25 protein-coding genes are annotated in these 26,592 nt (G+C 36.6%); 16 read left to right on the plus strand and 9 right to left on the minus strand.

Features of this window, described 5'->3' with window-relative positions; translation table 11 throughout:
• Positions 1-123 precede the first annotated feature (123 nt).
• Entirely contained in the window at positions 124-3,333 is a 3,210-nt protein-coding gene (locus MKY30_RS11665) for a YhgE/Pip domain-containing protein (protein ID WP_339284865.1), read from the minus strand.
• Between the two features lie 264 nt (positions 3,334-3,597).
• Between MKY30_RS11665 and MKY30_RS11670 the strand changes: the two genes are divergently transcribed.
• The gene (locus tag MKY30_RS11670) at positions 3,598-4,194 is read left to right on the plus strand and encodes a TetR family transcriptional regulator (protein ID WP_186813670.1); all 597 of its coding nucleotides are present in this window, start codon (positions 3,598-3,600) and stop codon (positions 4,192-4,194) included.
• Positions 4,195-4,271: 77 nt separating this feature from the next.
• Here MKY30_RS11670 and mqo read toward each other — a convergent pair whose 3' ends face one another.
• The 3 genes from mqo to MKY30_RS11685 form a co-directional block, all read right to left on the minus strand.
• Positions 4,272-5,777: a malate dehydrogenase (quinone) gene (gene mqo, locus MKY30_RS11675; protein ID WP_147211283.1), complete on the minus strand. Its 1,506-nt coding sequence runs from the start codon at positions 5,775-5,777 to the stop codon at positions 4,272-4,274.
• A 288-nt stretch (positions 5,778-6,065) separates the two neighbouring features.
• Positions 6,066-6,926, minus strand: a complete 861-nt coding sequence (locus tag MKY30_RS11680; RefSeq protein WP_246145174.1) for a dimethylarginine dimethylaminohydrolase family protein — start codon at positions 6,924-6,926, stop codon at positions 6,066-6,068.
• Between the two features lie 445 nt (positions 6,927-7,371).
• Entirely contained in the window at positions 7,372-7,563 is a 192-nt protein-coding gene (locus tag MKY30_RS11685) for a hypothetical protein (RefSeq protein WP_147211162.1), read from the minus strand.
• A gap of 277 nt (positions 7,564-7,840) precedes the next feature.
• On the opposite strand from MKY30_RS11685, the gene MKY30_RS11690 reads away from it, so the two are divergent.
• From MKY30_RS11690 to MKY30_RS11730, 9 genes are all read left to right on the plus strand, one after another.
• Positions 7,841-8,653 carry a DUF368 domain-containing protein gene (locus MKY30_RS11690; protein ID WP_147211161.1) on the plus strand — a complete coding sequence of 271 codons (813 nt, stop codon included), beginning with the start codon at positions 7,841-7,843 and terminating at the stop codon, positions 8,651-8,653.
• Positions 8,654-8,675: 22 nt separating this feature from the next.
• The gene (locus MKY30_RS11695; RefSeq protein WP_147211160.1) at positions 8,676-8,996 is read left to right on the plus strand and encodes a thioredoxin family protein; all 321 of its coding nucleotides are present in this window, start codon (positions 8,676-8,678) and stop codon (positions 8,994-8,996) included.
• A gap of 166 nt (positions 8,997-9,162) precedes the next feature.
• The gene (locus MKY30_RS11700) at positions 9,163-9,852 is read left to right on the plus strand and encodes a response regulator transcription factor (RefSeq protein ID WP_147211159.1); all 690 of its coding nucleotides are present in this window, start codon (positions 9,163-9,165) and stop codon (positions 9,850-9,852) included.
• Positions 9,849-11,207, plus strand: a complete 1,359-nt coding sequence (locus MKY30_RS11705; RefSeq protein ID WP_341083995.1) for a sensor histidine kinase — start codon at positions 9,849-9,851, stop codon at positions 11,205-11,207. Before MKY30_RS11700 ends, MKY30_RS11705 begins: the two co-directional genes overlap by 4 nt.
• A 161-nt stretch (positions 11,208-11,368) precedes the next feature.
• The gene (locus MKY30_RS11710) at positions 11,369-11,986 is read left to right on the plus strand and encodes a PepSY domain-containing protein (protein ID WP_341083996.1); all 618 of its coding nucleotides are present in this window, start codon (positions 11,369-11,371) and stop codon (positions 11,984-11,986) included.
• Positions 11,987-12,349: 363 nt separating this feature from the next.
• Positions 12,350-12,958: a PepSY domain-containing protein gene (locus MKY30_RS11715; RefSeq protein ID WP_339284874.1), complete on the plus strand. Its 609-nt coding sequence runs from the start codon at positions 12,350-12,352 to the stop codon at positions 12,956-12,958.
• Between the two features lie 202 nt (positions 12,959-13,160).
• The gene (locus MKY30_RS11720; RefSeq protein WP_339284876.1) at positions 13,161-13,445 is read left to right on the plus strand and encodes a glutaredoxin family protein; all 285 of its coding nucleotides are present in this window, start codon (positions 13,161-13,163) and stop codon (positions 13,443-13,445) included.
• Between the two features lie 79 nt (positions 13,446-13,524).
• Complete coding sequence (locus tag MKY30_RS11725; protein WP_246145173.1) at positions 13,525-13,860, plus strand: YppG family protein; 336 nt, start codon at positions 13,525-13,527, stop codon at positions 13,858-13,860.
• A 257-nt stretch (positions 13,861-14,117) separates the two neighbouring features.
• A complete protein-coding gene (locus MKY30_RS11730; protein ID WP_147211153.1) occupies positions 14,118-14,813 on the plus strand; it encodes an alpha/beta hydrolase in 696 nt (231 codons plus the stop codon).
• A 123-nt stretch (positions 14,814-14,936) separates the two neighbouring features.
• Here the strand turns inward: MKY30_RS11730 and MKY30_RS11735 are convergent, their stop codons facing one another.
• Complete coding sequence (locus tag MKY30_RS11735; RefSeq protein WP_147211152.1) at positions 14,937-15,791, minus strand: DegV family protein; 855 nt, start codon at positions 15,789-15,791, stop codon at positions 14,937-14,939.
• A 23-nt stretch (positions 15,792-15,814) separates the two neighbouring features.
• The gene (locus MKY30_RS11740) at positions 15,815-16,726 is read right to left on the minus strand and encodes a DMT family transporter (protein WP_147211151.1); all 912 of its coding nucleotides are present in this window, start codon (positions 16,724-16,726) and stop codon (positions 15,815-15,817) included.
• Between the two features lie 834 nt (positions 16,727-17,560).
• Between MKY30_RS11740 and MKY30_RS11745 the strand changes: the two genes are divergently transcribed.
• A complete protein-coding gene (locus tag MKY30_RS11745) occupies positions 17,561-19,030 on the plus strand; it encodes a DEAD/DEAH box helicase (protein WP_147211150.1) in 1,470 nt (489 codons plus the stop codon).
• A 73-nt stretch (positions 19,031-19,103) separates the two neighbouring features.
• On the opposite strand, the gene nagB is transcribed toward MKY30_RS11745, so the two are convergent.
• The 3 genes from nagB to MKY30_RS11760 all read right to left on the minus strand — a co-directional run bounded on the left by nagB (position 19,104) and on the right by MKY30_RS11760 (position 21,958).
• Complete coding sequence (nagB, locus tag MKY30_RS11750; RefSeq protein ID WP_147211149.1) at positions 19,104-19,835, minus strand: glucosamine-6-phosphate deaminase; 732 nt, start codon at positions 19,833-19,835, stop codon at positions 19,104-19,106.
• A 424-nt stretch (positions 19,836-20,259) separates the two neighbouring features.
• Positions 20,260-21,018: a prepilin peptidase gene (locus tag MKY30_RS11755; protein WP_147211148.1), complete on the minus strand. Its 759-nt coding sequence runs from the start codon at positions 21,016-21,018 to the stop codon at positions 20,260-20,262.
• A 154-nt stretch (positions 21,019-21,172) separates the two neighbouring features.
• Positions 21,173-21,958 (minus strand): rhomboid family intramembrane serine protease, encoded by a 786-nt coding sequence (locus MKY30_RS11760; protein ID WP_147211147.1) that lies wholly within the window; start codon positions 21,956-21,958, stop codon positions 21,173-21,175.
• Between the two features lie 130 nt (positions 21,959-22,088).
• On the opposite strand from MKY30_RS11760, the gene acpS reads away from it, so the two are divergent.
• From acpS to MKY30_RS11785, 5 genes are all read left to right on the plus strand, one after another.
• Positions 22,089-22,445 carry a holo-ACP synthase gene (gene acpS, locus MKY30_RS11765; RefSeq protein WP_147211146.1) on the plus strand — a complete coding sequence of 119 codons (357 nt, stop codon included), beginning with the start codon at positions 22,089-22,091 and terminating at the stop codon, positions 22,443-22,445.
• Between the two features lie 85 nt (positions 22,446-22,530).
• Positions 22,531-24,045, plus strand: a complete 1,515-nt coding sequence (locus tag MKY30_RS11770) for an NAD(P)H-hydrate dehydratase (RefSeq protein WP_147211145.1) — start codon at positions 22,531-22,533, stop codon at positions 24,043-24,045.
• Between the two features lie 66 nt (positions 24,046-24,111).
• Positions 24,112-25,149 (plus strand): LolA family protein, encoded by a 1,038-nt coding sequence (locus tag MKY30_RS11775; RefSeq protein WP_147211144.1) that lies wholly within the window; start codon positions 24,112-24,114, stop codon positions 25,147-25,149.
• Positions 25,150-25,698: 549 nt separating this feature from the next.
• Positions 25,699-26,019 (plus strand): CopG family ribbon-helix-helix protein, encoded by a 321-nt coding sequence (locus MKY30_RS11780; protein ID WP_397334283.1) that lies wholly within the window; start codon positions 25,699-25,701, stop codon positions 26,017-26,019.
• Between the two features lie 5 nt (positions 26,020-26,024).
• Positions 26,025-26,387: a type II toxin-antitoxin system PemK/MazF family toxin gene (locus MKY30_RS11785; RefSeq protein WP_042532419.1), complete on the plus strand. Its 363-nt coding sequence runs from the start codon at positions 26,025-26,027 to the stop codon at positions 26,385-26,387.
• Positions 26,388-26,592: the final 205 nt, after the last annotated feature.

The following is a 26,592-nucleotide window of genomic DNA, read 5'->3' on the forward strand; positions in this document are numbered from 1 at the left end:
ACGATACTAATCATTTTATTATAAAACCTGGTATTGTAAAAGAGAGTAAGTCATTTCATTGCATAAAAAACAGCTCGACATTTAAAAAAACTTGTCGAGCTTGTTTTAATTTATTTTTAAAGATTAATCAACCATATTACTTTTCTTAGTTTTTACATATGCTTTATGAACACGAGGTGCAATCCATGGCCGGAATGTATATCCTAACAGAATGAAGATAGCCGGGAAGATGGCGAGTATCAGGAATCTGTTAAATACAACAGACCATACAATTCCTCCGGTTGCTTCCCTGAGAATGTCGATAGCATACGTGAAAGGAAGGAACGGGTGAATTGCCTGGAAAAACTCCGGCGCTACCTGAATAGGAAACATTCCTCCACCTCCTGATAATTGCAGAATCATAAAGATTATCGCAATCGCCTTTCCGACGTTTCCAAATAAGGAAACCATCGTGTAGACAATAATCATAAATGCCAGCGCAATCAGAACACTAAAGAGTGTAAAGAAAGCTGGGTGTGCCATATAAGCATCCAGTATAAAGATATTACCAAGTGAAACAATCACTGCCTGTAAAACAGCCACTATTAAGAATAGAGCCATCCTGCCGAGATAAATATCTCTTAAGCTGAATTCCTCTCTATTTTTATCCTTCAGTTCTGTTGTAACCAGGTTACAAAGTAATAATGCACCAACCCAGAGTGCAAGTACGGTATAAAATGGTGTATTGGCAGAACCATAGTTTGGAATGGGGAAGAGTTTTTCTTCATCCAGCTGTACCGGACGTGAGAAATACTCTGTTTCATCGCTTAAATCATTTTGCAGTGCAGAAATCAATTCTTCAATAATTTGATCATCTTCCATCTGCTTGATCCGGTCATAGGCATTTTGAATATCTTCTTTGTAGCCCGGCCAATCATTGCGGATGAAATCTGCCATTTCAGCAATTGCTTCCTGAGCCTCTGGTAAATTATCTTGAACAAGTGAATTTAAATTTTTATACTGCTCAATTAAATCATCCATATCATTGGTAACAAATCCAGCTAGATTATTTACTTCATCCTCTAAATGCGGCATATCATTTTGGAAAAATGAACTTGCCATATCCACGCCATTTTTAAAGTCGGGGAAGTATTGATTTACGGTATCAGATACATCGCTGAACTGCTCTTCATAGTATGGTAAATTTTCATTTAAAAGATTTAAATAATACTGTGAATCATTAATTATGGTTGAAGCCTGAGATAAATAATCAGAAGCTAAGGCTGTATAATTCAAAGCAGCATCTAATTTTGAATCTGCATCATTTAATTTGTTTTCCAAAGTAGTGAACGCATTGTTCATAAAGGGATTCAATGTATCCTCGTTAAAGGATTGCAATGATTCTAAATTAGTTATCGCATTGTCTTTCATATCTTCTAATTGATTAAGGTCAAAATCATTATTACCCAGAAAATCAATTAACTCATTTAAGTTGGAACCTTTATTTTCAAGCGCATCTTGAATCTTTTCTAATTCCTCTTTGTTTTCAGGAGCCTCGAGTAATGCAAGTGAGTCCTGTGTACTTGTAACGGAAGATTGAAGACCTTTGATACTTTCTTGAACAGCTTTAATCTGTTCATTTGCATATTCCTCCGTCTCCGGATTTTCCTTCATGGCAATTAATGTAGGCAATGCACGGATATTACTTATTGCCAGGTCGATATTTTGATCTAACACGGTTGAAATTTCATCAAAGGCTTTGACAGTATCTTCATGAAGATCATTGATTACATTATCAATTTCCTCATCACGCTGCTGTGTATCCTCTGCAGTATCTTCCGTCTCTTCACCATCCTGCTGCATATCTTCTCCAGAATTGTCATTGCCTTCTTCATTGTTTGATGTGCCTGGGACAAACTCAGCATTTGCTAAATCTTCTTTAGTATTATTGAATGAAGCCTGATAATTGGCTATTGCCTCATTTAAATTATTTATATCCTCCTCTGTAAAATTATCTTCTTCTAATTTTGTAAGCATGTCATCTAGACCGGCAGATAGTTCGCTTCCCTGCTCTCTTGCAGCATCTGCAGAGCTGCCTAATTTTTCAATAGATTCATTTGGCTCTATAGAATTAGAATCACGAAGCTCCTCTAGAATATTCTCAATTGTATTTTGAGAATCACCGACGGAATCCTTTACGTTATTTACAAAGTCTGGTGTAACAGATCCTTCTGTACCAAAATCAAAAGAAGGAAGATCATTAATTATCTTTTCAGCGTCGTTTATTTGATTGTTAATAAGCTCTGCAACATCGTCTTTTGCCTGCTCTGCTTCATCTAATGTATCCTGAGCCTGGTCCACCTGATCCTGATAGTCGTGAATCTGATTATTAATTTCTGGAATACGTGCTTGCACGTTCGATAACGTATCACCGGCAGTAATACTCGCTGCATAGGCATCCTGCAGTCCCTGATTAATTTCAGGGAAGTATTGCTGAATAGAGCTGATTCGAGTTAGCGCATTTTCGATATCAGGCATTGCTTGATTTAACTCAACAACAGCACTTCCCATCCGATTTATATCATCCAAGTGGGATTGAGCAGTCAGAATTTGATCTCCGCCTTCTCTAATGTTTGACTCATACTCTCCAAGACTCTCCAGTTTATCAGCATAGCCCTGAATATTATCATGGTCATCGTCTAACTCGACAATAAGATCGCCGGCTTTATCAATATCTTCAATATGGTCATGAAGATTATACACAGCGTTTTTAATTTTTTGCAGCGTAGGCAGATTTTGTTCAAGCTCAATTCCTGCATTATTAAATTCTTCCAGCAATGTTTTTGCCGTAGTCTGCACAAATTCATCATTAATGGTTTCTGTGATTTGCGTTGCTCCGGCACTGGTCATTTTAGGAGCGATTGCATTGACTTTTTCATTCACCTTATATTGAACGATCGCACTCCGTGGTTCGTCATTAAGTATACTGACTACATCTTCGGAGAAGCTCTCAGGGATATGGATGGTTGCAAAATATTCCCCTTTATAAACCTTTTCGTCTGCTTCTTCAATGGAATCACCGAATTGCCATCCTAATGAATCATTCTCTTTTAAGTTTTCTACCAGTTCGTCTCCCATATTTATAGATCGGCCCTCTACTTCTGTGCCGGCATCGTCACTGACTACGCCAATTTTGATTCCTTGTGTATTGGAGTATGGATCCCAGGATGCTTTTATATTAAACCAAGCATAAAAAGAAGGGAGGATCGCTAATCCGATAATCAAAATAAGAACAGAAGGTACACGAATGATGTTTTTCATATCTTGTTTTGTAATTTTAAAAGCTTTTTTCAAAAAAATTCTCCTCTTTTCTCAAACAAAAATATAGCAACGTTTTTAATAGACCGAGTAATCGCAGGTCTCAACGTTTTTAATAGACCGAGTAATCGCAGGTCTCATTATTTAATGATTAATCAAGAAATAGCTGTGTACAGTTCAGGGTGCCCGAAAACTGTCGCAATTTATTTTTTATGTTCAACTTTTCCTAAAAGTATGGTATCATAAATATAAATGAATGACAATCAGTCAGTTTTAATTTTTTTAAAAGGTGGCGTCGAAATGGCTAAAACGGCGAATAAAAAAGAACTTATTCTGGAAAGTGCTTATGATATTTTTAAAGAAAAAGGCCTGGAGGATACTCGTGTATCTCAGATTGTTAAGAATGCAGGAATTGCTCAAGGTACTTTCTATCTATACTATAATAGTAAAATGGATGTCCTTCCTGATCTAGCCCAGCAAATCATTTCTAATTATACACAATACCTTACAGAGCATGGAGATGTAAAGGCGGGGTTGGATATTAATTTACGATTAGCTATAGATCGTATTTTTGAAGTGAATCAAGAGGATAGAACGATTCCTTCTATTGTTTATGCAGGTATTACAAGAAGCGGAGATGTAGATAAATGGAAGGTTATCTATCGTCCTTTATACGATCTCATTGCTGACTATCTTGAAGCTGCGAAAGAAAATGGGGAGATTCGGGAAGATATCAATTCCAGCTATTACAGTGAATTTGTTATTTCGTTAATTGAATCTACAGCAAGAGGCTTAATTTTATTCCAGCATACTTCAGAGGAAGTGGAAAAATATAAAGAAGAATTATCATCCTTTATATTAAATGCTGTATCCTGGGCGCCGGTGAAAGTAGTTTGAAAGAAAAGACTTCGATTCTATGAGATTAGAATCGAAGTCTTTTTAATAATTATTGAAATATATAGGTGATTGAATTATCAGCTTAATAATACTTCCTTTTCCGCTTCCAACTGAAGTATCTTATTTATTTTCTTATTTAAATCAGCAAATAAGTCAGGATGCTCTGATAAAGAAATACCATAGGATGGAATCATTTCTTTAATTTTCGGCTCCCATTTTTTAAAGTGATGCGGGAAGCAGCGCTGCAGAACATCAAGCATTACATCAACAGAAACAGAAGCACCAGGTGAGGCTCCAAGTAAAGCTGCGATGGATCCGTCTTCTGCAGTAATTACCTCCGTACCGAATTGAAGCGTTCCTTTTCCGCTTGTTTCTGTATCTTTAATGACCTGTACACGCTGGCCGGCTACAATAATATCCCATTCTCCCTGTTTAGCATTAGGGATGAACTCACGCAAATCCTCCATACGTTTTTCATCAGAGAGAAGTACTTGCTGAATAAGATATTTTGTAAGTGCCATCTCTTTTGCTCCAGCTGCAAGCATAGTTGTTACATTGTTAGGCTTAATTGATCCAAACAAATCAAAGTTTGAGCCGGTTTTTAAAAACTTAGGAGAAAAGCCTGCGAAAGGTCCAAATAATAAGGAACGCTTGCCGTTGATAAATCGTGTATCTAAATGGGGCACTGACATTGGCGGAGCTCCAACCTTAGCTTTGCCATAAACCTTAGCGTGATGCTGCTCTGCAACCTCCGGATTATTACAAACCATAAATAATCCGCTCACCGGGAAGCCGCCAATATGCTTCGATTCCGGAATATTTGTTTTTTGCAATAATGGAAGGCTGCCGCCGCCTGCTCCAATAAATACAAATTTTGCTTTGTGATAAGAAACTTTCCCATTGAATAGATTTTTAACCTTTACTTTCCACAAATTATCCTTTGTGCGTCCGATGGATTCTACTTCATGTTTAAAGTAAAGCCGTGTACCCTGTTCTTCTAATTGATTAAACAGCTTACGTGTCAGGCTTCCAAAGTTAATATCTGTCCCCGACTCAATTTTTGAAGCAGCGATAGGTTCACTTTTACTGCGGCCCTCCATCATAAGAGGAATCCATTCTTTTAAGGTTTCTTCATTATCCGTTATTTCCATACCCTCAAATAACGGGTTTTCTACAAGGGCTTCCACACGTTTCTTTAGAAATTCCACATCTTTTTCACCTTCTACAAAGCTTAAATGTGGCACGTTTTGGATGAAATCACTTGGATTATCTAAAATACCCTGCTTAACCAGATAAGACCAGTATTGCTTTGATAATTGGAACTGTTCATTTATTTTTACTGCTTTTGTAATATCGAGTGACCCGTCTGCCTGTTCAGGTGTATAGTTCATCTCGCATAGAGCGGAATGACCCGTCCCGGCATTATTCCATGCATCAGAACTTTCCTGTGCTGTCTGGCCAAGCTTTTCAAAAACATTAATCTGCCATTCAGGCTGTAGTGTTTTTAATAAGGAACCAATCGTGGCACTCATGATTCCACCGCCGATTAAAATGACATCTGTTTGATTCGTATCTTTCCTCATCATTGTCACAAACCTTCCTAATCTAAAATTCTTGTATGTATACTCTTACAAAATAGAATTCTCTAAAAATAATACTTCAGTTATCATTGAATAAATATTTACCCACATTAACTCATTATACTCCTTTTTGATAAAAGAAAAAAGATGTTTGAAGTAATCGAATGGTTATAAGTATAAGAGGAGGGTTAAAAAGCTGCTGTCTCTGCGTGTGTATATTGTGTTTATTTAAAGAGAGCCGGACCTGAATTATCTATCTTGCATCAGGTCCGGCTCTCTTTAAGTAATTTTCTACGAGTGTTTCCGATAAAGAGGGAGTGTACAGCATCTGAAGGATCCACCAGATTTGATAATTTCAGAGAAAGGAACTTCTATAATGTGGTAACCAAGCTTTTTCAATTTATTATTAACCCGTTTATTTTCAGGAAGGCTAATCACTTTTTTGTCACCAATAGATAGTATGTTGGGCGCCATGCTGAATTGCTCCTCTTTCGTTACTTCAACCAATGTATATTGTTCTGTTAATATCTGGTAGGCACTCTCGCTCATTCCATCTGGGTAAATCAGCGCGTGTTTATCCTCCAGAATATTAAATACACAATCCAAATGAAGAATATCTGCCCGTAATGGAACAGCTGTAATCTGTAGATGAGGAAACTGCTCACGGAGATAGTCAATAGCTGTTTGCTTTGTACGTTGACTTAAACCGACCCAAATCTGATTGTTATCAATAATCACATCTCCGCCTTCTATACTTGTGTTTATAAAAGAAGTATAGTCTAATTGCTCTTCATACAGCCAATTTTTAAGAAGTTTTGATTCCTCCTTACGAATATCCCGATCCATGTTAGCTGCGAATAATCTATCATGGAGTGTAAAACCAATATCTCTTGTAAAGACTTGCTCATTTAAGTCAGGCTTTGTTGGGAGGGGGATCACTTCTGCCCCGTGATTCTCCAATGTTTCTATAAAAAATTGATGCTGCTTCGTTGCTCTTTTTATATTAATATTTTCTTTTGCATAATAGGATTGTGTTTCATTAATAACTGTAGTGATTTTCATATAATCTGGTGGAGCAACAATTACTTGCTGTAATGGGTCATATTCATTTTGACAGTGAATCGTATATTTTTCTTTCATATCTTTTATCATGTGTACTTTGAACCCCCAATTCTGCTTTAGGAAACTCTCTCCGTTAATTCATTATATTTATTATTTTAACATGATGCAACGGTCTTGATGGGGCGAGTAATCGCAGTACCAACGCATTTCATGGGGCGAGTAATCGCAGCCCCCAACGATTTTGATAGGCGGGTAACCAACCCCGGTCTTCCGAAAAGACTCCTTGAAATAAAGTCTTACTTTATTATTACGCACTTTTTAAAATAAATCCATTTATCTTACAGTATGATGGGAGTGCCAGATGTACAGATAGGCAGAGAGATAATATACTTAAATGATAAAAACTTGTATGCTTTGCTTAAACGAAATTTAATGTACTTGGGATGGATAGCTGGTTAGCAGCTTAGCAGGACTGGAATAAACTAGTGGACATGGAAAAATCTCCTCGCCGGCAAAATGGGTAGCGGGGAGATTTTTATATTTCTTTCTTTTTCTTTTTAGAAGCTTTTTCATTTGGGATGTACTTCGAATAGTGTACTGCAAAAATAAGACAAACCAATGCGAGTCCCCACGCAAGAATACCGCTCCAATAGATTTGTAATTTAGCCCCAATGTAGATAATAAGGATACTTACTGCAAATAGGATTACTGTTAAATAGCGTTTCATGCTTCTGCCCCCTAAAAAATCGAACACAGTAATACATATGATAATATATGATGATTATTTCGTATTATTTCTTTTCAAGTTTTAATATATACAAATATTATAAAGGATTTGTCAACTATCGTCATGATAGAAGCATCCTGATAATTAAATGTTTCAACGAAAATGTTTGCTCCATTACAAAATTAATCAATAAGAAAGCTTTTCTAAAGTATATTTTTCTAATTACTTTTGATAAAATGATTTGGTAGTAACGAAAGATGAAGGAGAAAAAGAATATATGGAGTGGAAAAATTTTTATCGTGGTTTTATTATGGGATCGATTGAGGTTGTTCCTGGCATAAGTGGTGGAACAATTGCTGTGCTATTAGGAATTTATGAACAGTTAATTGGAGCTATAGGCGGTTTCTTTAGTAAAGATTGGAAAAAACACCTTGTCTTTTTAGCCCCTTTAGGAATAGGTATGGTTATAGCTATATTTTCATTTGCTAAAGTAATTGGCTGGCTTTTTGAAAATTATCCGATTCAGACACAATTTTTCTTTTTAGGGTTAGTAATCGGGGTCATCCCTTACCTGTATCAAAAGGCAGAAGGAAAAACAAAATTTCAAACAAAGCATTATCTTATGCTAATCGTTGGAGTTATTATTGTAAGTGCTTTGGGAATTTTAAACCCGAGTGAAGGACAGGTTATTCAGGATATTGATACAAGCACATATATTTTATTATTTGTCGCAGGTTTTATCGGCAGCAGTGTAATGATTATCCCTGGTATCAGCGGATCAATGATGATGTTACTATTGGGGGTCTATCCAACCATTATTGCTGCAATTAACCATTTTCAATTCTCCATTATTATTGTAACAGGATTAGGGATTGCACTTGGATTTATTATTATGAGTAAAGTTATTGCATACTTTTTAAGGAATTATTTCACCATAACCTATGCTATTATTATCGGATTTGTTATCGGTGCAATCACTGTTGTCTTTCCAGGGATCCCAGTGGGGGCAGGAAATATTATCGTATCCGTACTTTTATTTATAGGCGGATTGATTGCAGCCTTGGCACTAGGAAGATTAGAATATAAATAAAACAAGGATTGGAGAGATAACGATGCAGTCAATTAATACAGAAGCAGAATTTCAAGAAATTATTCAAAGTGAGAAACCCGTAATTATTAAATTCTTTGCAGATTGGTGTCCGGATTGCAAGCGGATGGATATGTTTATCGGGGAAGTAATGGAAGAATTTGAGAACTATGATTGGTATGAAGTAAATAGTGATGAAGTTTCTGGTTTAGCTGAGAAATACGAAGTAATGGGTATTCCAAGTATTCTTCTATTTCAAAACGGTGAGAAAATAGCACATCAGCATAGTGCGTATACCAAAACACCAGATTCTGTTATAGAATTTTTAAAACAACAATTAGGCTAAGCGATTCATACATTGAAATAAACTGTCTCCAAAAGATATTGAACGAATATGCAGTTCTGCTTTATTATGAAGTAGAACTATTTACAAAGGTAATTGTTCAAGCAGCTATTGGTGACAGTTTTTTTGTACAATCATTTATTATCTGGGAGAGAAGGGGGCATGACCAATGTCAGAACGAATCCTAATTGTTGAGGATGAACAAAAAATCAGCCGTGTTTTGCAATTAGAATTAGATTATGAAGGCTACGAAACCACCGTTGCATCAAATGGCAAACAAGCTTTGGAATATTTAGAATCCCAAGAGTGGGGACTTGTTTTATTAGATATTATGATACCTGAATTAAGCGGCTTAGAAGTATTAAGAAGAGTCCGGAGGCAGGGGAATGAAACGCCTGTTATTTTATTGACTGCCCGCGATGAAGTATATGATAAAGTGAATGGTCTCGATCTTGGTGCAAATGACTATATTACGAAGCCTTTTCAAATTGAAGAATTATTGGCCCGTATTCGAGCTAATTTACGAAAAAAAGTCCAGGTTGGACCGGGTAACGAGACATTGCAGATGGGGGATTTACAAGTAGACACAGCAGCACACGAAGTTACCCGTTCAGGAAATATTATTGATTTAACCCCGAGAGAGTATGATTTATTAGTATGTTTATTAGAAAATAAAAATAGAGTACTTACACGTGAACAATTAATTGAAAAGGTCTGGGGCTTTGATTACTTTGGTGAAACGAATGTGGTGGATGTATATATCCGTTACTTGCGCCAAAAGATAGATAAAGGATATGATAAGGCGTTCATTCAAACAATCCGTGGAGTAGGCTACTCTATTAAGGAAGGAAACCAATGACGTTACGTAAAAAGATTATCTTATTTACTTCTGTTTTTATGTTTTTAGTGATTGTTATTTCACATACTGCGATTTATTTTCTCTTTTATCGATCAGCTTCTGATGGAGAGATTGACCAACTTCATATACAGGCTGACGCCTTAGTACAAGCCATTGCAGAAAATAACTCCTTATCGGAAGAAGAAATGGGGGATCTATTAAAAGCTTACCTGCCAGCGAACGGAATCATTCGAATTATAAATGAAACAGGAAACGATGTTCTGCCCGTGCAAGTAAGATCACAGCGTTATGCGGACTTGAGAATAAACTATACAACAACAGAAACAAGCCGTATTGTTCAAGATGATACTGAAAGTCATTTTGCAATTATTGAAAAACCAATTATTTGGAAAAATGGAGACATTGTTACTGTTCAAATAGCGAATGAATTGGTCTATTTAGATGAAACAATAGGATCATTAACATACGTTCTTCTCTTTTCTAGTGCTGTGCTATTGATTCCAACAGTTATAGCAAGTATTGTCCTGAGCCGCTTTTTATTAACGCCTATCCAAAAATTAAAGGATACGATGCGCCGGAATATCCATAATAAAAATTGGCAGAAGATAGACGTTGAAAAACGTTCCCGAGACGAAATTTATGAAATGGAAATCACATTTAATGAAATGATAGATTCATTAAAAGAAAACTTTGAGAAGCAGGAAGCCTTTGTATCCAATGCTTCCCATGAACTGAAAACACCTATTCAGATTATAAAAAGCTACGCACAGCTCATTGAACGTCAGGGGAAGAGCCGGCCTGAATTACTGGATGAATCTGTAGGGGCAATTGATTCAGAAGCTGATCGGATGCAAAAGCTTGTAGAGCAGCTGCTTTTATTAGCAAAGCATAAGAACGAGAATAAGAAGCAGGAAGTAAATATACGAGAGATAGTAGAGCAAGTTATTCAGACCATTCAAAATGCCTATCCCGAGCGGAGAATTCAGCTTGATGCAGAGAAAGGAAATTATAAAATTCATGGAAATCTAGATCAATTAAAGCAAATACCATATATCTTAATCGAAAATGCTTTGAAATATAGTGAAACTGACGTTCTTGTATCAATGTATTCGAATGCAGGGAAGAGCTTCATTCAATTTAAAGACTTTGGAGAAGGTATTGCATCTGAAGAGCAGGAGAAGATTTTTGACCGTTTTTATCGCGTTGACCGGGCGAGAAATAGAGAAACAGGCGGAACTGGTCTGGGACTGGCTATTGCTAAAGAAATTATTGAAACACATAGCGGGAAAATTACCGTGGAAAGTGATGTCGGGAAGGGCTCAACGTTTACTTGGGAGCTGGGAGAAAAACATTAATAATAAATACAAAGAAGGTTTTTCTGCAAAGTTTTGGGAAATATCACGTTTCAATAAGCTTATTAAGTAAAGAAATACTGGTCATTCTCATCAAATTCTAATCTAATTGCCATGCTTTCATAAAAAATGCCGTTTATACTGTAGGAAAGGGGTGATATGACGTGCGTAAGAAAATGATATGGATGATTGGTATGCTGGCTGCTCTAATTATCGTTGGTTTAACTGTATACCAGACAAATGCTACAACCTCCAGTCCGGATCTTAATTCGGAAGAGATTATCGAGCTTGTTAATATCCAATATCCTGGTCAGCACTCGGAACCGGAACTGAGTGTTGAAAATGGGGAGCCGGTATATCAGATGGAAGTCACACAGGATCAGGGCGTGTATTCCTTAAAGCTGAATGGAGATACCGGACAGGTGATTGACTTAACAGCTGTAGAAAAAACAGCAACTAATAATAAAGAAGACGATACAGAAAAACAAGAGAATACTGCTGAGGAAAATCCAGAAGCTGATGATTCAGAGTCTGACGAAGGAAAAACGGAGAATAAATCTAATAAACAAACGACAGAAAATGATGCGATGCTAACACATGAAGAAGCTAAGGAAATTGCTCTCAAGGAATTTCCGGGTAAAATAACAGATCTGGAATTGGATTCGGATGACGGGGTTTATATTTATGAAATTGAAATTGTTAATGGAGAAGATGAGGCATCGATTGAGATTAATGCATATACAGGGAATGTAGTAATGATAGAAATTGATATAGATGATTAATAAATATACTTTTGAAAAGTCTGGATGAATTCAAAATTCTGCGCTTAGAATTTAAATTCATCCAGATTTTTTATTAGCTGTCAGCAATAATATCAAAAAAAGAGTAAAAGCCTGCAGACAACGATAATTGAATTGATAAATGCTTTCATGTAATTCATGATAATCAGCCTGGGACAACTGTTATTATAATGGTGAAATTCACATTTGGCAGGAACAAAACTATATTTAAAACGATAAAAAGCTCAGGCCCTCCATTTTAATTTCCTGATCATACATTTCTCATGAAATTCTAATCTTGCTCAAATGGTGTTGTCATTATTACCGGATAAGATGTAATTAATAAGAAATAAGGAGGAAAAATAAATGAATAAAAAAATTGGAATAATTGCTGGCACGGTTGTATTAGCAGGAGTTGTCGGTACAGGAATTTACCATACAGAAGCATCAAGCTCGAAAGAAGGGGAGCTGCAAATTGCTGCAGTAGAAAACGTAACAATTGAAGATGCAACTAAAAAGTTAGAAGAAGCATATCAAGGAACAGTTAAAGAAATAGAGTTGGATAAAGAAGGAAATAAGTTATATTATGAAGCAGAAGTTATCGTTGATAAACAAGAATATGATGTGGTAATGGATGCTGAATCAGGAGAAGTTGTCTATGAAGAAATTGACGACAATTATAGAAATAATGATGACAGAGATGACGATGATAGAAATTGGGAAGCTGGACAACAGGAAACAAATGGAGAAAATAACAATAAAGATAATAAGAGTAATCTGATAGCACAGGAGAAAGCCATTGAGATTGCGAAGCAGGAATTTGATGGAGAAGTCGTACAAATTGAATTAGATTTTGATGATGGCAGATATGTTTATGAATTGGAGCTTGTTAATGGACAGCAGGAAGCTGATATTGATGTCCATGGAGAAACTGGAGACATTCTTTCTTTAGAAATAGATTATGAAAATGACTGATAATAACTATAAAAACACCAAAGTTCACCACTTTGGTGTTTTTTCTATGGAGCTAGGAAAAGGAGCGCCGGAATCCTTTGGAATACCCAGAAAATGGATTGTCTTTTCAGGCGAAAAAATGTGCTAAGTAAGTTTTATACATAAAAAAATAGGGTAACTAAAAATAAGTGAATATAAAGTAGGAATCGGTAGGAGGATTTTTATGAAGAAGGTTACATTATTTGTCAGCGAAGGCAGCGAGGCATCTGATAGGGTAAAGGCATTTCTAGATAAAAATGATGTTACCTACGAATTAAAAAATGTGACGAAAAATAAAGATTATCTAAAAGAATTGCAGGAAATGAAGGTTTTTGGAACACCGACAATTTTTATCGATGGTAAGAAAATAGAAGGAAATCAGGAAAATAAAATTCTTTATGAATTAGGGTTAAAACAAAATTTAAGTGATGATAATTTTTCTTTTGAGGATGTGTTTAAATATAGATAAATGGTTTGCACTTATAAGCCTTCTATTGCATAAAATGGCAGTAATCTTAAACTTAAAAAGGCAGAAGAAGGTGATAGATGTGCAACAACGACCATTAAATCAAAGGCATACTTTCCCCAACGGATTGAATAGAGATAATCCTTATATACCAGCTTCTTCAAATATAAACCAGCGAAATACGAGGCAAGAGTTTTCTCCATACGAATTATTTTCAAAGCCGGAATTACCCACACAATATTTGATGTCTCAACAGCAAAGTCAGTCACAGCAGAGCATAAACGGCGGAGGAGCAAATGAGAGCAATCCATTGAATTTTGACACAGTGATTAGCAAAGTTGGGCAAATAGCAAGTACTTACCATCAAGTTTCTCCCATTGTAAAGCAGTTTAGCACCTTTGTGAAAGGATTTATGTAGGTATATATCAACAAATTCAAGAGATGATAAGGTTATCCTCCTGAAATAGTTATCTTAGGAGGAAATTCCTTTAAGAAGATGTCCAAAAGTGGCCGAAGGATAAACGGAAATAAAATGATCTTCTACTAAAACCGCCAAGTCGTACGGACAGCGCAGAAGTCATTATAGCCGTTCATGCCTTCATTTTCAGAGTCGAATACATGCCATTTTTTGAACATGCACTTTAAAGTGTAAATTACGAGAAGGAGTAGAAAATCATGATTGGATGTTTAATTATTCACGGGTACACTGGAGGGCCCTATGAAGTGGAGCCATTAGCAAATTATTTAAGAGACAACACGGATTGGCATATTGAGGTGCCAACCCTGCCGGGACATGGCACAGAATTAAATTTGGAGGATGCTTCTTATGAGAGCTGGATTCAAGCAGCTGAAGAAGAGCTCCAAACACTAATCAAACAGTTTGAAACAATTTATGTTATCGGATTTTCTATGGGGGGGATGATTGCCTCTTATTTAGCAGCAAAGTATAAAATTGACAGGCTTGTGCTCCTGGCTACTTCAGGAAAATATCTATGTTTAAAGCAGCTTGGCCTGGATGCTGCTGCAGTAATTGGTGATGGACTGCGAGGTCATTTAAAAGAAAATCAGTTATTTAATCACTATAAGAAAAAAATGGGGGTTGTACCGTTAAAAGCACATTTTGAGTTTATGAAACTTGTCCGTTTTACACGAAAATATCTGGACAAAGTGCAATCGCCGGTATTAATTGCTCAGGGGCAACTTGATGGAATGGTGCCTTATAAAACAGCATACTATTTAGATAAGTTAATTCACTCTGAAAAAAAACAAGTTGTCTTTTTTGAAAGATCCAAACACTTAATTTGCCTGGGTACCGATAAAGACACATTAAACAATATGATTTATGGTTTTCTGACGGAAGCACCTGCATAAAAGAAAGGCCGGGACAAAAATCCCGGCCTTTCTTCAATAATAAAAATATAAAACAGAAACTGGAGTGGACATCTTTTCAGTAAGGAAGTCACTGTATTAAATAACAAGTGATTTTCTCCTGTATTATTTTTTAAAGAATGAAATAACCAGGGCCCCTTCTCCGCCGTATGTTGAAATGAGCGGACCGGATTCCTCTAAAATAACATCATAAAAAGCATATTTGCTGCGAATTTTTTCTAAAACATTCATAGCCCTTTCTTTATCCCGGCAATAGGTCATTGTAATGATTTTATTTTCTGTATCCTCTGCATACTCCCCAATTTGATCAATGAACCGCTGCAATGACTTCTTTTCCCCGCGTACTTTTTCAACGACATCAATAGCACCCTTATCTGTCGCTTTCATAAGCACTTTTATATTTAATGTTTTTGCAATTTTTCCTTTAATTTTCTCTAAACGTCCGCCTAAAACAAGATTATCTAAACTTTTTAATACAAATAAAGTAGTTGTCTGTTCAATGCGTTCTGTTAAATGACTGACAAGTTCGTTAAATTGGTACCCTTCCTTTATTTTTTTATTAGCTTCATGTATAAGCAGGCATATCCCGCAGGAAGCAGTTTTTGTATTAAGCACCTCAATAACACGATCAGGTTCTTCCTCTAATAACATGTTTTTTCCTGCTACTGCATTTGAATAAGTACTGCTTATTTCACTTGATATACTTAACATCAGAATTTTCTTCTCAGGTGAAATCTTTTTATACGCTTCATAGAAATCGGAAGGGCTGGGCGCTGCTGAACGCGGTACCTCTCCCAAATTCTTCACTTTCTGATGAAATAATTCGATATCCATCGTTTGTCCGCAAGTGTACTGACCATCACTAAAATGAAGGTACAAAGGAACAATTTCTACGTGAAGTTTGTTTTTTAAGAATACGGGTAAATCAGCAGAGCTGTCTGTCATTAATTGAATTGTCATTGCTTCACCTACTTTATGAGTATTTATTTATAATTCTTTGTTGAAATGGTAATCTTTTTTTTCCGTGAAGTGCTGAGGATAAACAGAAATAGTCCGATTACAATTATAGTCCCCCCAAGAAACTGGGCCCAGGTCGGTGCTTCATTTAAAATAAGAAAAGCAAGGATACCCGCTCCGACAGGTTCAAATACAATTGCCATAGAAATAGTAGATGTGCTTAACCATTTTAACGACCAGTTAAAAAGAGAATGCCCTAAAAAGGTTGGTATAATCGCCAAAGCGATAAAAATCCACCAATGGCTGGCCGGGTAAGAAAAGAAGTTTTCCTGCTGTATTATATTAAAAAGTGTTAAGGTAACCGCACTGATACTATAGACTATAAATGTGTAGGTAATCAGAGAAACATTTTTCCGCACATGCTGACCTGATAAAAAATAAGTAGTTACAGCAATCGCTCCGAGTAAAGCAAGCATGTCCCCGTATAGTACGTCTCCAGATAATTGAAAATCTCCAGAGCCTATAATCAATCCACCGAGTAAAACAATAAATATGCTGATGACAGCTCCGGATGAAAAACGTTCGCCAAAGATAAAGTATGTTCCGATAAAGGCCAGGATTGGCTGGAGTGATATAAGCACAACGCTGCTGGCAACAGAGGTATGATTTAATGATTCAAACCACAAAATAAAAAATAAAGCAAGAAAGACACCGGCAAGAATAGAGAGGCCCCAATTTTTAGTGGTAATACGTTTAAACTCATGCTTATAATGAAATAAAATAAAAGGCAATAAGAGTAAAGCAGCAAATAAAAGACGATAATTTGCTATGATGGAAGCAGATGCTTCTGAAGCAAGCCGGACGAAAATTGCTGATGTAGATATAGAAAAAACCCCAATAACAACTGCTGCTTTAGGGTTGAACGCGGACTGACGCATGGTGATAACTCCCTTTTCGCATTTTCATCATTATGTATTGTTCTTCTTGATAGAATTACTTGTTCAACGCGAAGAACTGTATGTGAGCGTATATTGTATTTGTAATAAACTTCATTGATAAAAAGAGCAGTCTCTATATAAAATGAAGCTGGAAATTCCTAGTGCACACGCATACATACCCAATTATATTTTATCATGTTACGAAAAAAAAATCATTTTAATCTGTGCACTGGATATCTGACTTATAAGTGTGGTATGATTAAGGGAGCATTTTTATAGAGGCCTCTTACCTTATTAAAATTGGTTATGCCTTTTTTGTACTTTAAACGTTGATAATGAATACGCACATGAAATACGTTATTCGTTTAATTGCTGATGTGGAGTGAAATATTCATTCAATCAGCAATTTTTAGGTAGTAAATCAGTAAATATGATAAAACGAAGCTTCATTCAGTGAAGGAATTAAATTTTTCTTCCACTGAAGATAAGTTGAGTGATTCAGGGAGACTTACCTCCTGTTTAAATTAAGAAGGAACACAAGTTGAGACTTTTACATTCTGGGAACAGGATTACTTGTCCCATCGAAAATATTTGTGATTACTCTGCCATTGAAGACACTTGTGTGACCAACAATCCTAATTGACTCGAGATGGAAACTTTATGGACAATTACCCATAATAAATTTATATAAAAGCAGAATGGTGTAAATAACTCTCTGCTTGTTTGTCCGGGTGACTCAGGAATTTTACTGGTTTGTATAATATGATGAAAAGTATGAGAAACTCTTTATAAGGCCTCTTTTGCAATAAAAAACAAAAAGGAGTCGACGATTACGTGACTAAATTTAATGAACTAGGTGTTTCTGCGCCAATAATGAAAGCTTTAGAAGAAATGGGGTTTGAAGAAGCAACTCCTATTCAGGCAGAGACTATTCCATATGCGCTAGAAGGAAATGATGTAATTGGACAAGCGCAAACTGGTACAGGGAAAACCGCTGCATTTGGTATTCCATTAATTAATAAAGTTAATCCCAAGCTGAGGAAGGTACAAGGCTTAATTGTTGCGCCTACGCGTGAGCTTGCTATTCAGGTAGCTGAAGAGATCAATCGTCTAGCTAAATTCAAACGTATACGGGCACTTGCAATCTTCGGAGGATCTCCAATGGACCGCCAGATTCGTGCATTAAAAGATGGCCCGCAAATTGTGGTTGCAACACCGGGACGTTTAATGGACCACATGCGCCGCAAAACAATTCGCATTGATGAAGTGCATACAGCAGTTCTTGATGAAGCAGATGAAATGCTTAATATGGGCTTTATTGATGATATCCGTGAAATTTTAAAAGGTATTCCTGAAGACAGACAAACATTGCTTTTCTCTGCGACCATGCCTAAAGAAATCCGCGATATTGCCACTACGCTTATGAGAGAACCAAAAGAAGTAAAAGTAAAAGCAAAAGAAATGACAGTGGAGAATATTGATCAGTATTTCATTGAAATTCCTGAGAAATTCAAGTTTGAAACGCTGAATAATCATTTGGATATTAATTCTCCTGAATTAGCTATCGTTTTTGCCAGAACAAAAAAACGTGTAGATGAAATTACAGAAGGGCTTCAAGCAAGAGGCTACCGTGCTGAAGGAATTCATGGAGATTTGACACAGGGTAAACGTATGTCTGTATTGAATAAATTTAAGCAGGGACGTGTAGATGTTCTTGTTGCTACAGACGTTGCAGCCCGCGGATTAGATATTTCCGGTGTAACACATGTGTACAACTTTGATATTCCTCAGGATCCCGAAAGCTATGTTCACCGTATCGGAAGAACTGGAAGAGCAGGAAAAACAGGGGAAGCTATTTCCTTTATTACACCAAGAGAAATGGCTCATCTAAGCTTGATTGAAAAAACAACAAAAAGTAAAATGAAGCGTTTGACCCCGCCTACAAATCAGGATGCACAACGCGGACAGCAACAAGTAACCATTGATAAAATGAAAAAGGCAATTGATCAAAAAGATTTGAAGCCTTACTTTGATGCTGCAAAGGAATTATTAGAGGATCATGATTCTGTTACAGTTGTTGCTGCTGCAATCAGCATGATGACAAAAGAAAGAAGAGATACACCTGTACGTATTTCTTCGGCAGCACCAATCAGCGTGAAAAAAGCTAAAAGCTCAAAAGATAATAACCGTCGTAATAATAACAAACGCTATTATGGAGGCCGTGGACAAGGCGGACGTAATCAAGGCGGCAGAAATCGCAAAGGGAAAGGTAATTTCCAGCGTAAAAGACGGGATGACCGTTAAGAATAAATAATAAAGACAATAAAAAAGCATTGGCCAGTGTATCATACACCAGCCAATGCTTTTTTATATTTTCTTATTGAGAAAGTTCAGCCAATGCCTCGCGGTCAGCAATAATCGTTACATTTGGATGTTTTTGTAAAATGGAAGCCGGAAAATCTTCCGTTACTGGGCCATTTACCAATTTTTCTAATGCTTCTGCTTTTTTTGATCCAGATACTAACAGAATAATTTGTTTGGTCTGCATAATAGAATCAATACCCATCGTGATAGCTTGTAATGGTACTTCATCAATGGAATCAAAGAAGCGGGCATTGGCATTTCGAGTCGACGCATCCAAGTCAACAATATGTGTTTGGATCGAGAAGGGTGTGCCTGGTTCATTAAATCCGATATGCCCATTTAAGCCGATTCCTAAGATTTGAATGTCAATACCGCCGGCTTGTTGAATGGAAGCTTCATATCGGCTGCATTCTTCCTGTAGATCCTCTGCATCCCCATTAGGCAGGTTAGCTTGGTTATCTTTTAAATCAATATGGTCAAATAGAAGCTTATGCATATAATAGTAATAGCTTTGATCATTGTCTTTGGAGAGCCCGACATACTCATCTAAATTGAAGGTTGTAACGTCCTTGAAGGAAACGTTGCCCTCTTTGTGCGCTTTAATAATTTCTTCATATAGCCCTTCTGGTGTTGAGCCAGTTGCCAGACCGAGCACACTGTCTGATTTACTGTTTATCTGTTCTATCAATTTTTTTGCAGCAAGCTCACTCATTTGCTGATAATTTTCTGCTTGGATAATATTCATTATTTTTTCCCCCTCGTCTTTAATGTTGAATAGAAAATATTATTTATCTTCATTGTACAGTTTGTTCAACGCTTCTGCCACTGCTTAGTTATACTCTTTGTTTTTTAATGTGTGTTACATTGCAAGTGCAGCTGCCTGCAGTAATGAAGTCGATAACATGGTTTTTATTAAGATTTTATAATTATCTAAAGATAATTTTAATCTTGTTATGTTTTATTCAATTTTATTATAGACATAAATAACGGTAATTGTACATATGTTTTTGTAAATTTGTAATAACAAATTTTACAAGGGTTTTTCTATTATAAAAAATATTAGATTTATCAGGAAGTAAGCTGGGATATTAATTGTTATATTTGTATTATTTGTTTTGCTTGGAATAAAATATATTTTATGAATCTGGCCAGAAGGTTTACTGATATTTCTATATGGTAAATAAATTCAAATACCACTGGATAATCACCTCTCCAAGAAAATAAGCAAGGATAGCTCCGAAAGCTATGAAAGGTCCAAAAGGGAAGGGTTTATTCCGTTGAATCAGTCCAAAATGTATTAAAATACTGCCGATTAATGCTCCAGAAAAACAAGCCAGCAAAAAGGCTGCAATGACATGAGACGGTCCTAATACAATGCCGAGTACAGCCAATAATTTCATATCTCCACCCCCTATCCCTTGTTTATTCCATAAGATTACAATAAAGATAATCAGGAATCCGGTAAGTCCTCCTGCCACAGAGTTCCACCAGGGATTCAAAGGTTCTATTATACGGAAGAGAATAAAAGCGGGAAGGTAAAAAGCAAGCAGTTTATTAGGAATTAACATATAACATAAATCAGTTATGATAATTATAATCAATAATGACATAAATAAAAGGGAAAGAAGCAGTTCTGGAAGAGAGGCTGCGTGCAGGTAACAGAGGACAAAAAGAAAGCCTGTAAAAACTTCTATCAGCGGATATAATGAGGAAATTTTATAGCGGCATTTCCGGCAGCGGCCTCTTAAAAGGATATAAGATAGAATGGGAATGTTATCATACCACGCAAGCTGACAGCTGCAGGAAGGACATTTAGAGCGCCCGTGAGTAAATGAGATTTTTTGTGGAAGCCGAATGCCTACGACCATAAAAAACGAACCAAAAATGATTCCAAACAGGAAAAAAATCAATGAAATGCAGATTTCCATAAGAAACCTCCTTTATTTAATTTGGGGGAATTACGAGGTGAGATTATTATAGCATAAAGGGTAGGTTTGTTTACATATGTTTCAAGTTTTCAATAAAATAAAAAAAGCTGAGCATGAGAAAATACCATGATCAGCTGAGTGTTTTAATGAAATCCTATAATATATTTGCCTGTCCTAATAACCATAAAACAGCGATAATACCTACAACTATCCATAGCATATTTTTTCGGATAACCTCTGGCATCTTTCGTTTTTTATTCCAACGGTCTGGATCAAACTGCGGTCCATTGTCGTCATCTGCATACTTTCTTTTCCTCGGTCGCGGACGTGCCCATGGAGAATAGCTTTTCACACCAGCGAGGAGAAGCGGAGCGTAGATAAAACCGCTGAATAAACCAAATAAATGTCCTAATATACTAATATTGCTTCTTAAAAATGTCATCACCAGTCCAATGGCTACGATCACTCCGACGATTTGAATGCTGGATTGATCGATTAAATCTTTGCGGAAAATAGACATATAAACGTAAATCCCAAATAAACCAAAAATTGCTCCGGATGCACCTAAATGTGCGTAGTTAGGTGATTCTATCAGGTAGATAATAACATTTGCTGTAACAGCCGTACCAAGATAAGCTAATATAAATTTGATTTTACCAAGCATCTGCTCGAGGGCAGGGCCAAACAATACAAGCGAAAAGGAATTAAACAGCATATGCATAGCTCCGGCATGAAGAAAAACAGGCGTAATCAGCCTCCACCATTCTCCGGCTGCAATAGCGGCATTAATCCCTATCCCGTAAAATCTTATTTCATTGCCAATTCGTAAATTTAAAAAGTCGATAATAAACCAAAATAATATATTGATCCCGACAATAATTGTTACAACGGGATATAATTGAAAAAATTCCTTTACGCTCCGTTCCGTTCTGATAAACATAGAGTGCCCCCTCATAGTCAAAGCTTTCAAAGTGAATAAGATATCCTATATAATATAATAAGAAATAATATAGATTATGACCATTAAAAAGGTGTTTTCATACATGGAATAACTTTTAGGAGCAGTGAAAATGATACTTGGAACAGGGATTGATATCATCGAATTAAAAAGGGTTAAACGGCTGCTGGAGAAAAATGACCGATTTTTAGAGCGAGTGTTAACAAAAGCAGAACAAGAAAAAGCAATGGGTTTAACTGCCCATCGTCGCGTGGAATATGTATCAGGTCGATTTGCTGCAAAAGAAGCCTTTGCAAAAGCAAATGGAACAGGGATAGGGAAAATAGGCTTTCAACAAATCGAAATTAAAAATAACCTCAATGGAGCACCTGAAATGCAGGTAGTGGGCATGGAGGATATACATATCCACTTGTCTATATCCCACAGCAGGGAGCACGCGGTTGCACAGGTTTTATTAGAGAAGAAATAAGCTCTTAAAGAAAATAAATACAAACAGGAAATGCATAAACGCATAGTTTGTCTCATATATTTTATTGCGGTAGGAGGGAACAAAATTGTATATTGTTACCGCGGAAGAAATGTACAGGGTTGACCGGGAAACAATTGGTACGATTGGACTTGATGCAAAAATACTCATGGAGAATGCAGGTAGAGAAGCAAGCAGGGAAATAGAGAAAAGGATATCCAAAGAAAATAAGATCGTTATTTTGATTGGCAGCGGAAATAATGGCGGAGATGGGTTTGTCATTGCCCGTGTACTTTTAGAAGCAGGTTATCCTGTCAAAACAATCCAGGTTGCACCAGATGAAAAAATAACAGGAGATGCAGCTTATCATAAGAAAATTTATCGTCAATTTGGCGGCCGGGTCGAGCAGTATCAAGAAAGTGTATCAGAAACTGCTTTAAAGGAAGCGGATGTTATTATTGATGCAATGCTTGGTATTGGTGTACGCGGTGAATTAAGAGGAGATATACTAACTGCAGTCAGACAAGTGAATGAAAAAAATGCTTATGTTATTTCCATTGATATACCGAGTGGTCTGCCAGCAGAGGAAGGCTCACCGGTTTTTCAAGCAGTCAAAGCAGATGCAACGATTATGATTGGTGCAGTAAAGCAATCAGCAGTCTGTCAGCATATGTCCTCTTATTTTGGAGAATGGATTATAGCTGATATCGGATTTCCTCAAAGTCTTTTTGAGAAGCAAACAAAAAGACGCTTGTGGACCACATCCAGTTTTCAGGAGTCTTTTCCAAAGCGGGAAGAGAATTCACATAAAGGAGATCATGGAAGAGGACTGATTATAGGTGGCAGCCAGTTTATGCCAGGATCTGTTTTAATGACGACGAGGGCAGCACTGAGGACTGGAGCAGGTTTATTAACGACTGCATCAGTAAAAGACGTTATTTCTATGATTGCTGGGAATAATCCGGAGGCTATGTATATCTCTACTACAGAAAAAAATGGCTATATTGCTGGAATCGACAATATTGACTTGTCCAGTTTTGACGCGATTGCTGTTGGAATAGGTATAGGCAGGAGGGAAGAAACCGGAAAAGAAATTCTTCCGGCATTGCTCAGGTATAAAGGGCCAATCGTTGTCGATGCTGACGGTCTTTACCATCTGAAATCGTATTTAACAGATTTTGGAGCAAGACAAGCTCCGCTTATTTTAACACCGCATCCTGGCGAACTTGCAGCATTGATGGATATATCTGTTTCTGATTTATTGTTGGAACCTTTCCGGTACAGCGCTGATTTTGCAAAGAAATTTAACTGCTATCTTGTGTTAAAAGGAAAGCATACGATTATTACTGACCCGGAAGGAAACCAGACAGTCGAATCGAGCGGGAATCCAGGACTTGCCAAAGGCGGCAGCGGGGATGTATTGACCGGAATGATTTTAGCTATGATTATGCAAAGTAAATCTTTTTTTGCAGGGATAAATAATGCTTGCTTCCTGCACGGAAAATCTGCAGACTTACTAGTCCAAGAAAAGCACTCGGAACAGGATTTGCTTGCGGGAGATGTTATTCAAGGTATTCCGAAAGCAATCCGTACATTTTCTTAAACACGGTGTGAATTTTTCATAAAACAAAATGTTCCCTCTGTTAATTGAGACAAGGGAGATATGCTAATGATAAAGAAACGTTTTTTCGGTGTCGTTTTACTATTAAGTGCATTGGGTCTGCTGCTTTCCGCATGTGGAGAAAAAACACAGGAAGATGTTGTGGAAAAATTGCAGAAGGCAGTTGCGGATTTAGACGGTTATAAAGCGACTGCGGATATGACGATGAATACAAGTGATCAAGAACAAACTTTTTTAATTGATATATGGTATCAGGCAGATGATCAATATCGAGTAAAGCTTGAAAATGAAGCGGAGCAGAACGAAAGTCAAGTAATCCTAAAAAATACAGATGGTGTCTTTGTGCTAACGCCGGCATTGGAGAAAAGCTTCAAATTCCAATCAGAATGGCCGGAAAATAGCAGTCAGCCGTATTTATTTCAATCACTTGTTAATGATGTTGTAAGTGATCCAGAGGCGCAATTTGAAACAACAGAAGACCATTATATTTTTAAGACAAAGACAAATTACCAAAGTAACAATAATTTACCAGCTCAAGAAATCTACTTTGATAAATCCAGCTATACTCCAGTGATGGTCAATGTTTTAAATCAAGATGGCGAACCGTTGGTTAATGTGACTTTTCATGGCTTTGATTTAGACGCAGCATTTGAAGAAGATGATTTTTCAATGGAGAAAAATATGGAAAAAGAAGCAGATGATGAAGCATCCGCCTCAGAAGAAGGTGAAGCAGTAGAAACAGCAGCTCAGGAAGTACGGACACTGTACCCGACATTTACAGCTGGAGCAGAGGTGGCGGAGAAGAAAGAGGTAGCTTTAGAGGATGGCGAGCGCATTATCACAACCTTTGAAGGAGAGAAAAACTTTACGCTTGTTCAGGAAATCAGAGAAACCGCACCGGCTAGTGCAGCTCCTGAAGAAGTGGATGGGGATATTGTAAATCTTGGTACTACAGTTGGAGCCTTGGAAGGTAACACATTAAAATGGACTTATCAAGGCGTTGATTATCAACTGGCAAGTACGGAGCTGACTAAAGAAGAAATGATTGAAGTAGCACAATCTGTTCAAGGACAAACAATAAAATGATACGGTTATATATTGGCAGGCTTCGTGTGAACGGGCCTGCTTTTGTTATATTACGGCTTCGTTAAAGCTGGCTTAAAATAAGTGTTTGAAAGTATTCATCAATGAAGAAATCTGCTGCTTGTCAATTGGCTCAATCTCGAACATTGTCTTATAGAGGTATGATTTTAACATATTGGCATATAATTAATAGACAGGTATTTATTTCGTTGAATAGATAAAACGAAGTATTATATCTGCACTATATTTATTTGAATTGTAAAATGATGCGTTTAATTTTAACAAAAACACAAATATTTTCCGTAATTAATCCTTGTAATTAGTATGGATTTTTCTGAAGCAGCTGCTGTAAAGCTTAAAGAAACATAAAATTATATGGTAAATAATGTTTTTTAGCGAAAGGGTAAAATATTATTTTTTTATACTTCAAATATTTTAAATACCACATAAATTAAGGTTTAAAACGACAAATTTACATGATTTTTTTACAAATTCGCCATAACCCCTTTGCAAAAGTAGGCTCACAATGCTATTATGATATTAAATTTAATAATGAACGTTAATTGTTGGCGGGGGTGCTTGATTTTGGCTGAAAATAAAGAAGAAATCATGGTGAAAATACCGAAAAATTTATTGAGTGAGGTGGATGGGTTAATGAAATATGAGAATAGCTCCGACTTAAGCGATTTTATTTGTGAAGCAACTCAAATTTATTTAAACCATAAAAAAGAAGAACACCTCCAGCGTTTTCATGAAACGATGCAACGTGGATATGAAGAAATGGCAAGAATTAATCTGACGATTGCTTCAGAGGCTTTTCAAGCTGAAGAGGAGGCTGAAATAACTCTAGAGCGCTCCGTGATCGGGGTGTAACACTTGTGATCGTTCAAAGAGGCGAGGTTTATTTTGCTGACTTATCCCCTGTGGTTGGTTCGGAACAGGGTGGTGTACGACCAGTTCTTATTCTCCAAAATGATATCGGTAACCGATTTAGTCCGACTGTTATTGTAGCGGCTATTACAGCTCAAATCCAAAAGGCTAAATTACCGACGCATGTTGAGATCGATGCAAAACGTTATGGGTTTGACCGGAATTCAGTCATTCTGTTAGAACAGATCCGCACATTAGATAAGCAGCGATTAACTGACAAAATTACAAAGCTCGATAAAGAAATGATGGAAAAAATCAATCAATCATTAGAAATAAGCCTTGGCTTAAGAGATGTGTACAGTAATAATTAATAATTTCATGATAAATAGATAAAAAAGACGGTTCTTTCACAGAGAACCGTCTTTTTTATTAATCCGAGAAAATGCAAAGCTCAGCATAAATTCATTTTTTAGGAATAGCCGGGCGCAGCTCTTAATTTTAATTCTGAAAAAAGCTTAATCAGTTCCTGTATCAGTAAGTATTTTTCCTCCTTTGAAAAATATAGTAAAATGAAGA

This window comes from Oceanobacillus sp. FSL W8-0428, from assembly GCF_038004405.1.
Taxonomy (GTDB): domain Bacteria; phylum Bacillota; class Bacilli; order Bacillales; family Amphibacillaceae; genus Oceanobacillus; species Oceanobacillus sojae.

Excerpts from the sequence above, each read along its gene's own strand:
- mqo (WP_147211283.1), bottom strand. The coding sequence starts at position 5,777 with ATGAGGAAAGATACGAATCAAACAGATGTCATTTTAATCGGCGGTGGA.
- MKY30_RS11705 (WP_341083995.1), top strand. The coding sequence starts at position 9,849 with ATGACGTTACGTAAAAAGATTATCTTATTTACTTCTGTTTTTATGTTT.
- MKY30_RS11670 (WP_186813670.1), top strand. The coding sequence starts at position 3,598 with ATGGCTAAAACGGCGAATAAAAAAGAACTTATTCTGGAAAGTGCTTAT.
- MKY30_RS11700 (WP_147211159.1), top strand. The coding sequence starts at position 9,163 with ATGTCAGAACGAATCCTAATTGTTGAGGATGAACAAAAAATCAGCCGT.
- MKY30_RS11780 (WP_397334283.1), top strand. The coding sequence starts at position 25,699 with ATGAACGTTAATTGTTGGCGGGGGTGCTTGATTTTGGCTGAAAATAAA.
- MKY30_RS11730 (WP_147211153.1), top strand. The coding sequence starts at position 14,118 with ATGATTGGATGTTTAATTATTCACGGGTACACTGGAGGGCCCTATGAA.
- MKY30_RS11685 (WP_147211162.1), bottom strand. The coding sequence starts at position 7,563 with ATGAAACGCTATTTAACAGTAATCCTATTTGCAGTAAGTATCCTTATT.
- MKY30_RS11760 (WP_147211147.1), bottom strand. The coding sequence starts at position 21,958 with ATGTTTATCAGAACGGAACGGAGCGTAAAGGAATTTTTTCAATTATAT.
- MKY30_RS11680 (WP_246145174.1), bottom strand. The coding sequence starts at position 6,926 with ATGATAAAAGATATGAAAGAAAAATATACGATTCACTGTCAAAATGAA.
- MKY30_RS11715 (WP_339284874.1), top strand. The coding sequence starts at position 12,350 with ATGAATAAAAAAATTGGAATAATTGCTGGCACGGTTGTATTAGCAGGA.
- MKY30_RS11775 (WP_147211144.1), top strand. The coding sequence starts at position 24,112 with ATGATAAAGAAACGTTTTTTCGGTGTCGTTTTACTATTAAGTGCATTG.
- nagB (WP_147211149.1), bottom strand. The coding sequence starts at position 19,835 with ATGAATATTATCCAAGCAGAAAATTATCAGCAAATGAGTGAGCTTGCT.
- MKY30_RS11755 (WP_147211148.1), bottom strand. The coding sequence starts at position 21,018 with ATGGAAATCTGCATTTCATTGATTTTTTTCCTGTTTGGAATCATTTTT.
- MKY30_RS11695 (WP_147211160.1), top strand. The coding sequence starts at position 8,676 with ATGCAGTCAATTAATACAGAAGCAGAATTTCAAGAAATTATTCAAAGT.
- MKY30_RS11720 (WP_339284876.1), top strand. The coding sequence starts at position 13,161 with ATGAAGAAGGTTACATTATTTGTCAGCGAAGGCAGCGAGGCATCTGAT.
- MKY30_RS11690 (WP_147211161.1), top strand. The coding sequence starts at position 7,841 with ATGGAGTGGAAAAATTTTTATCGTGGTTTTATTATGGGATCGATTGAG.
- MKY30_RS11735 (WP_147211152.1), bottom strand. The coding sequence starts at position 15,791 with ATGACAATTCAATTAATGACAGACAGCTCTGCTGATTTACCCGTATTC.
- MKY30_RS11740 (WP_147211151.1), bottom strand. The coding sequence starts at position 16,726 with ATGCGTCAGTCCGCGTTCAACCCTAAAGCAGCAGTTGTTATTGGGGTT.
- acpS (WP_147211146.1), top strand. The coding sequence starts at position 22,089 with ATGATACTTGGAACAGGGATTGATATCATCGAATTAAAAAGGGTTAAA.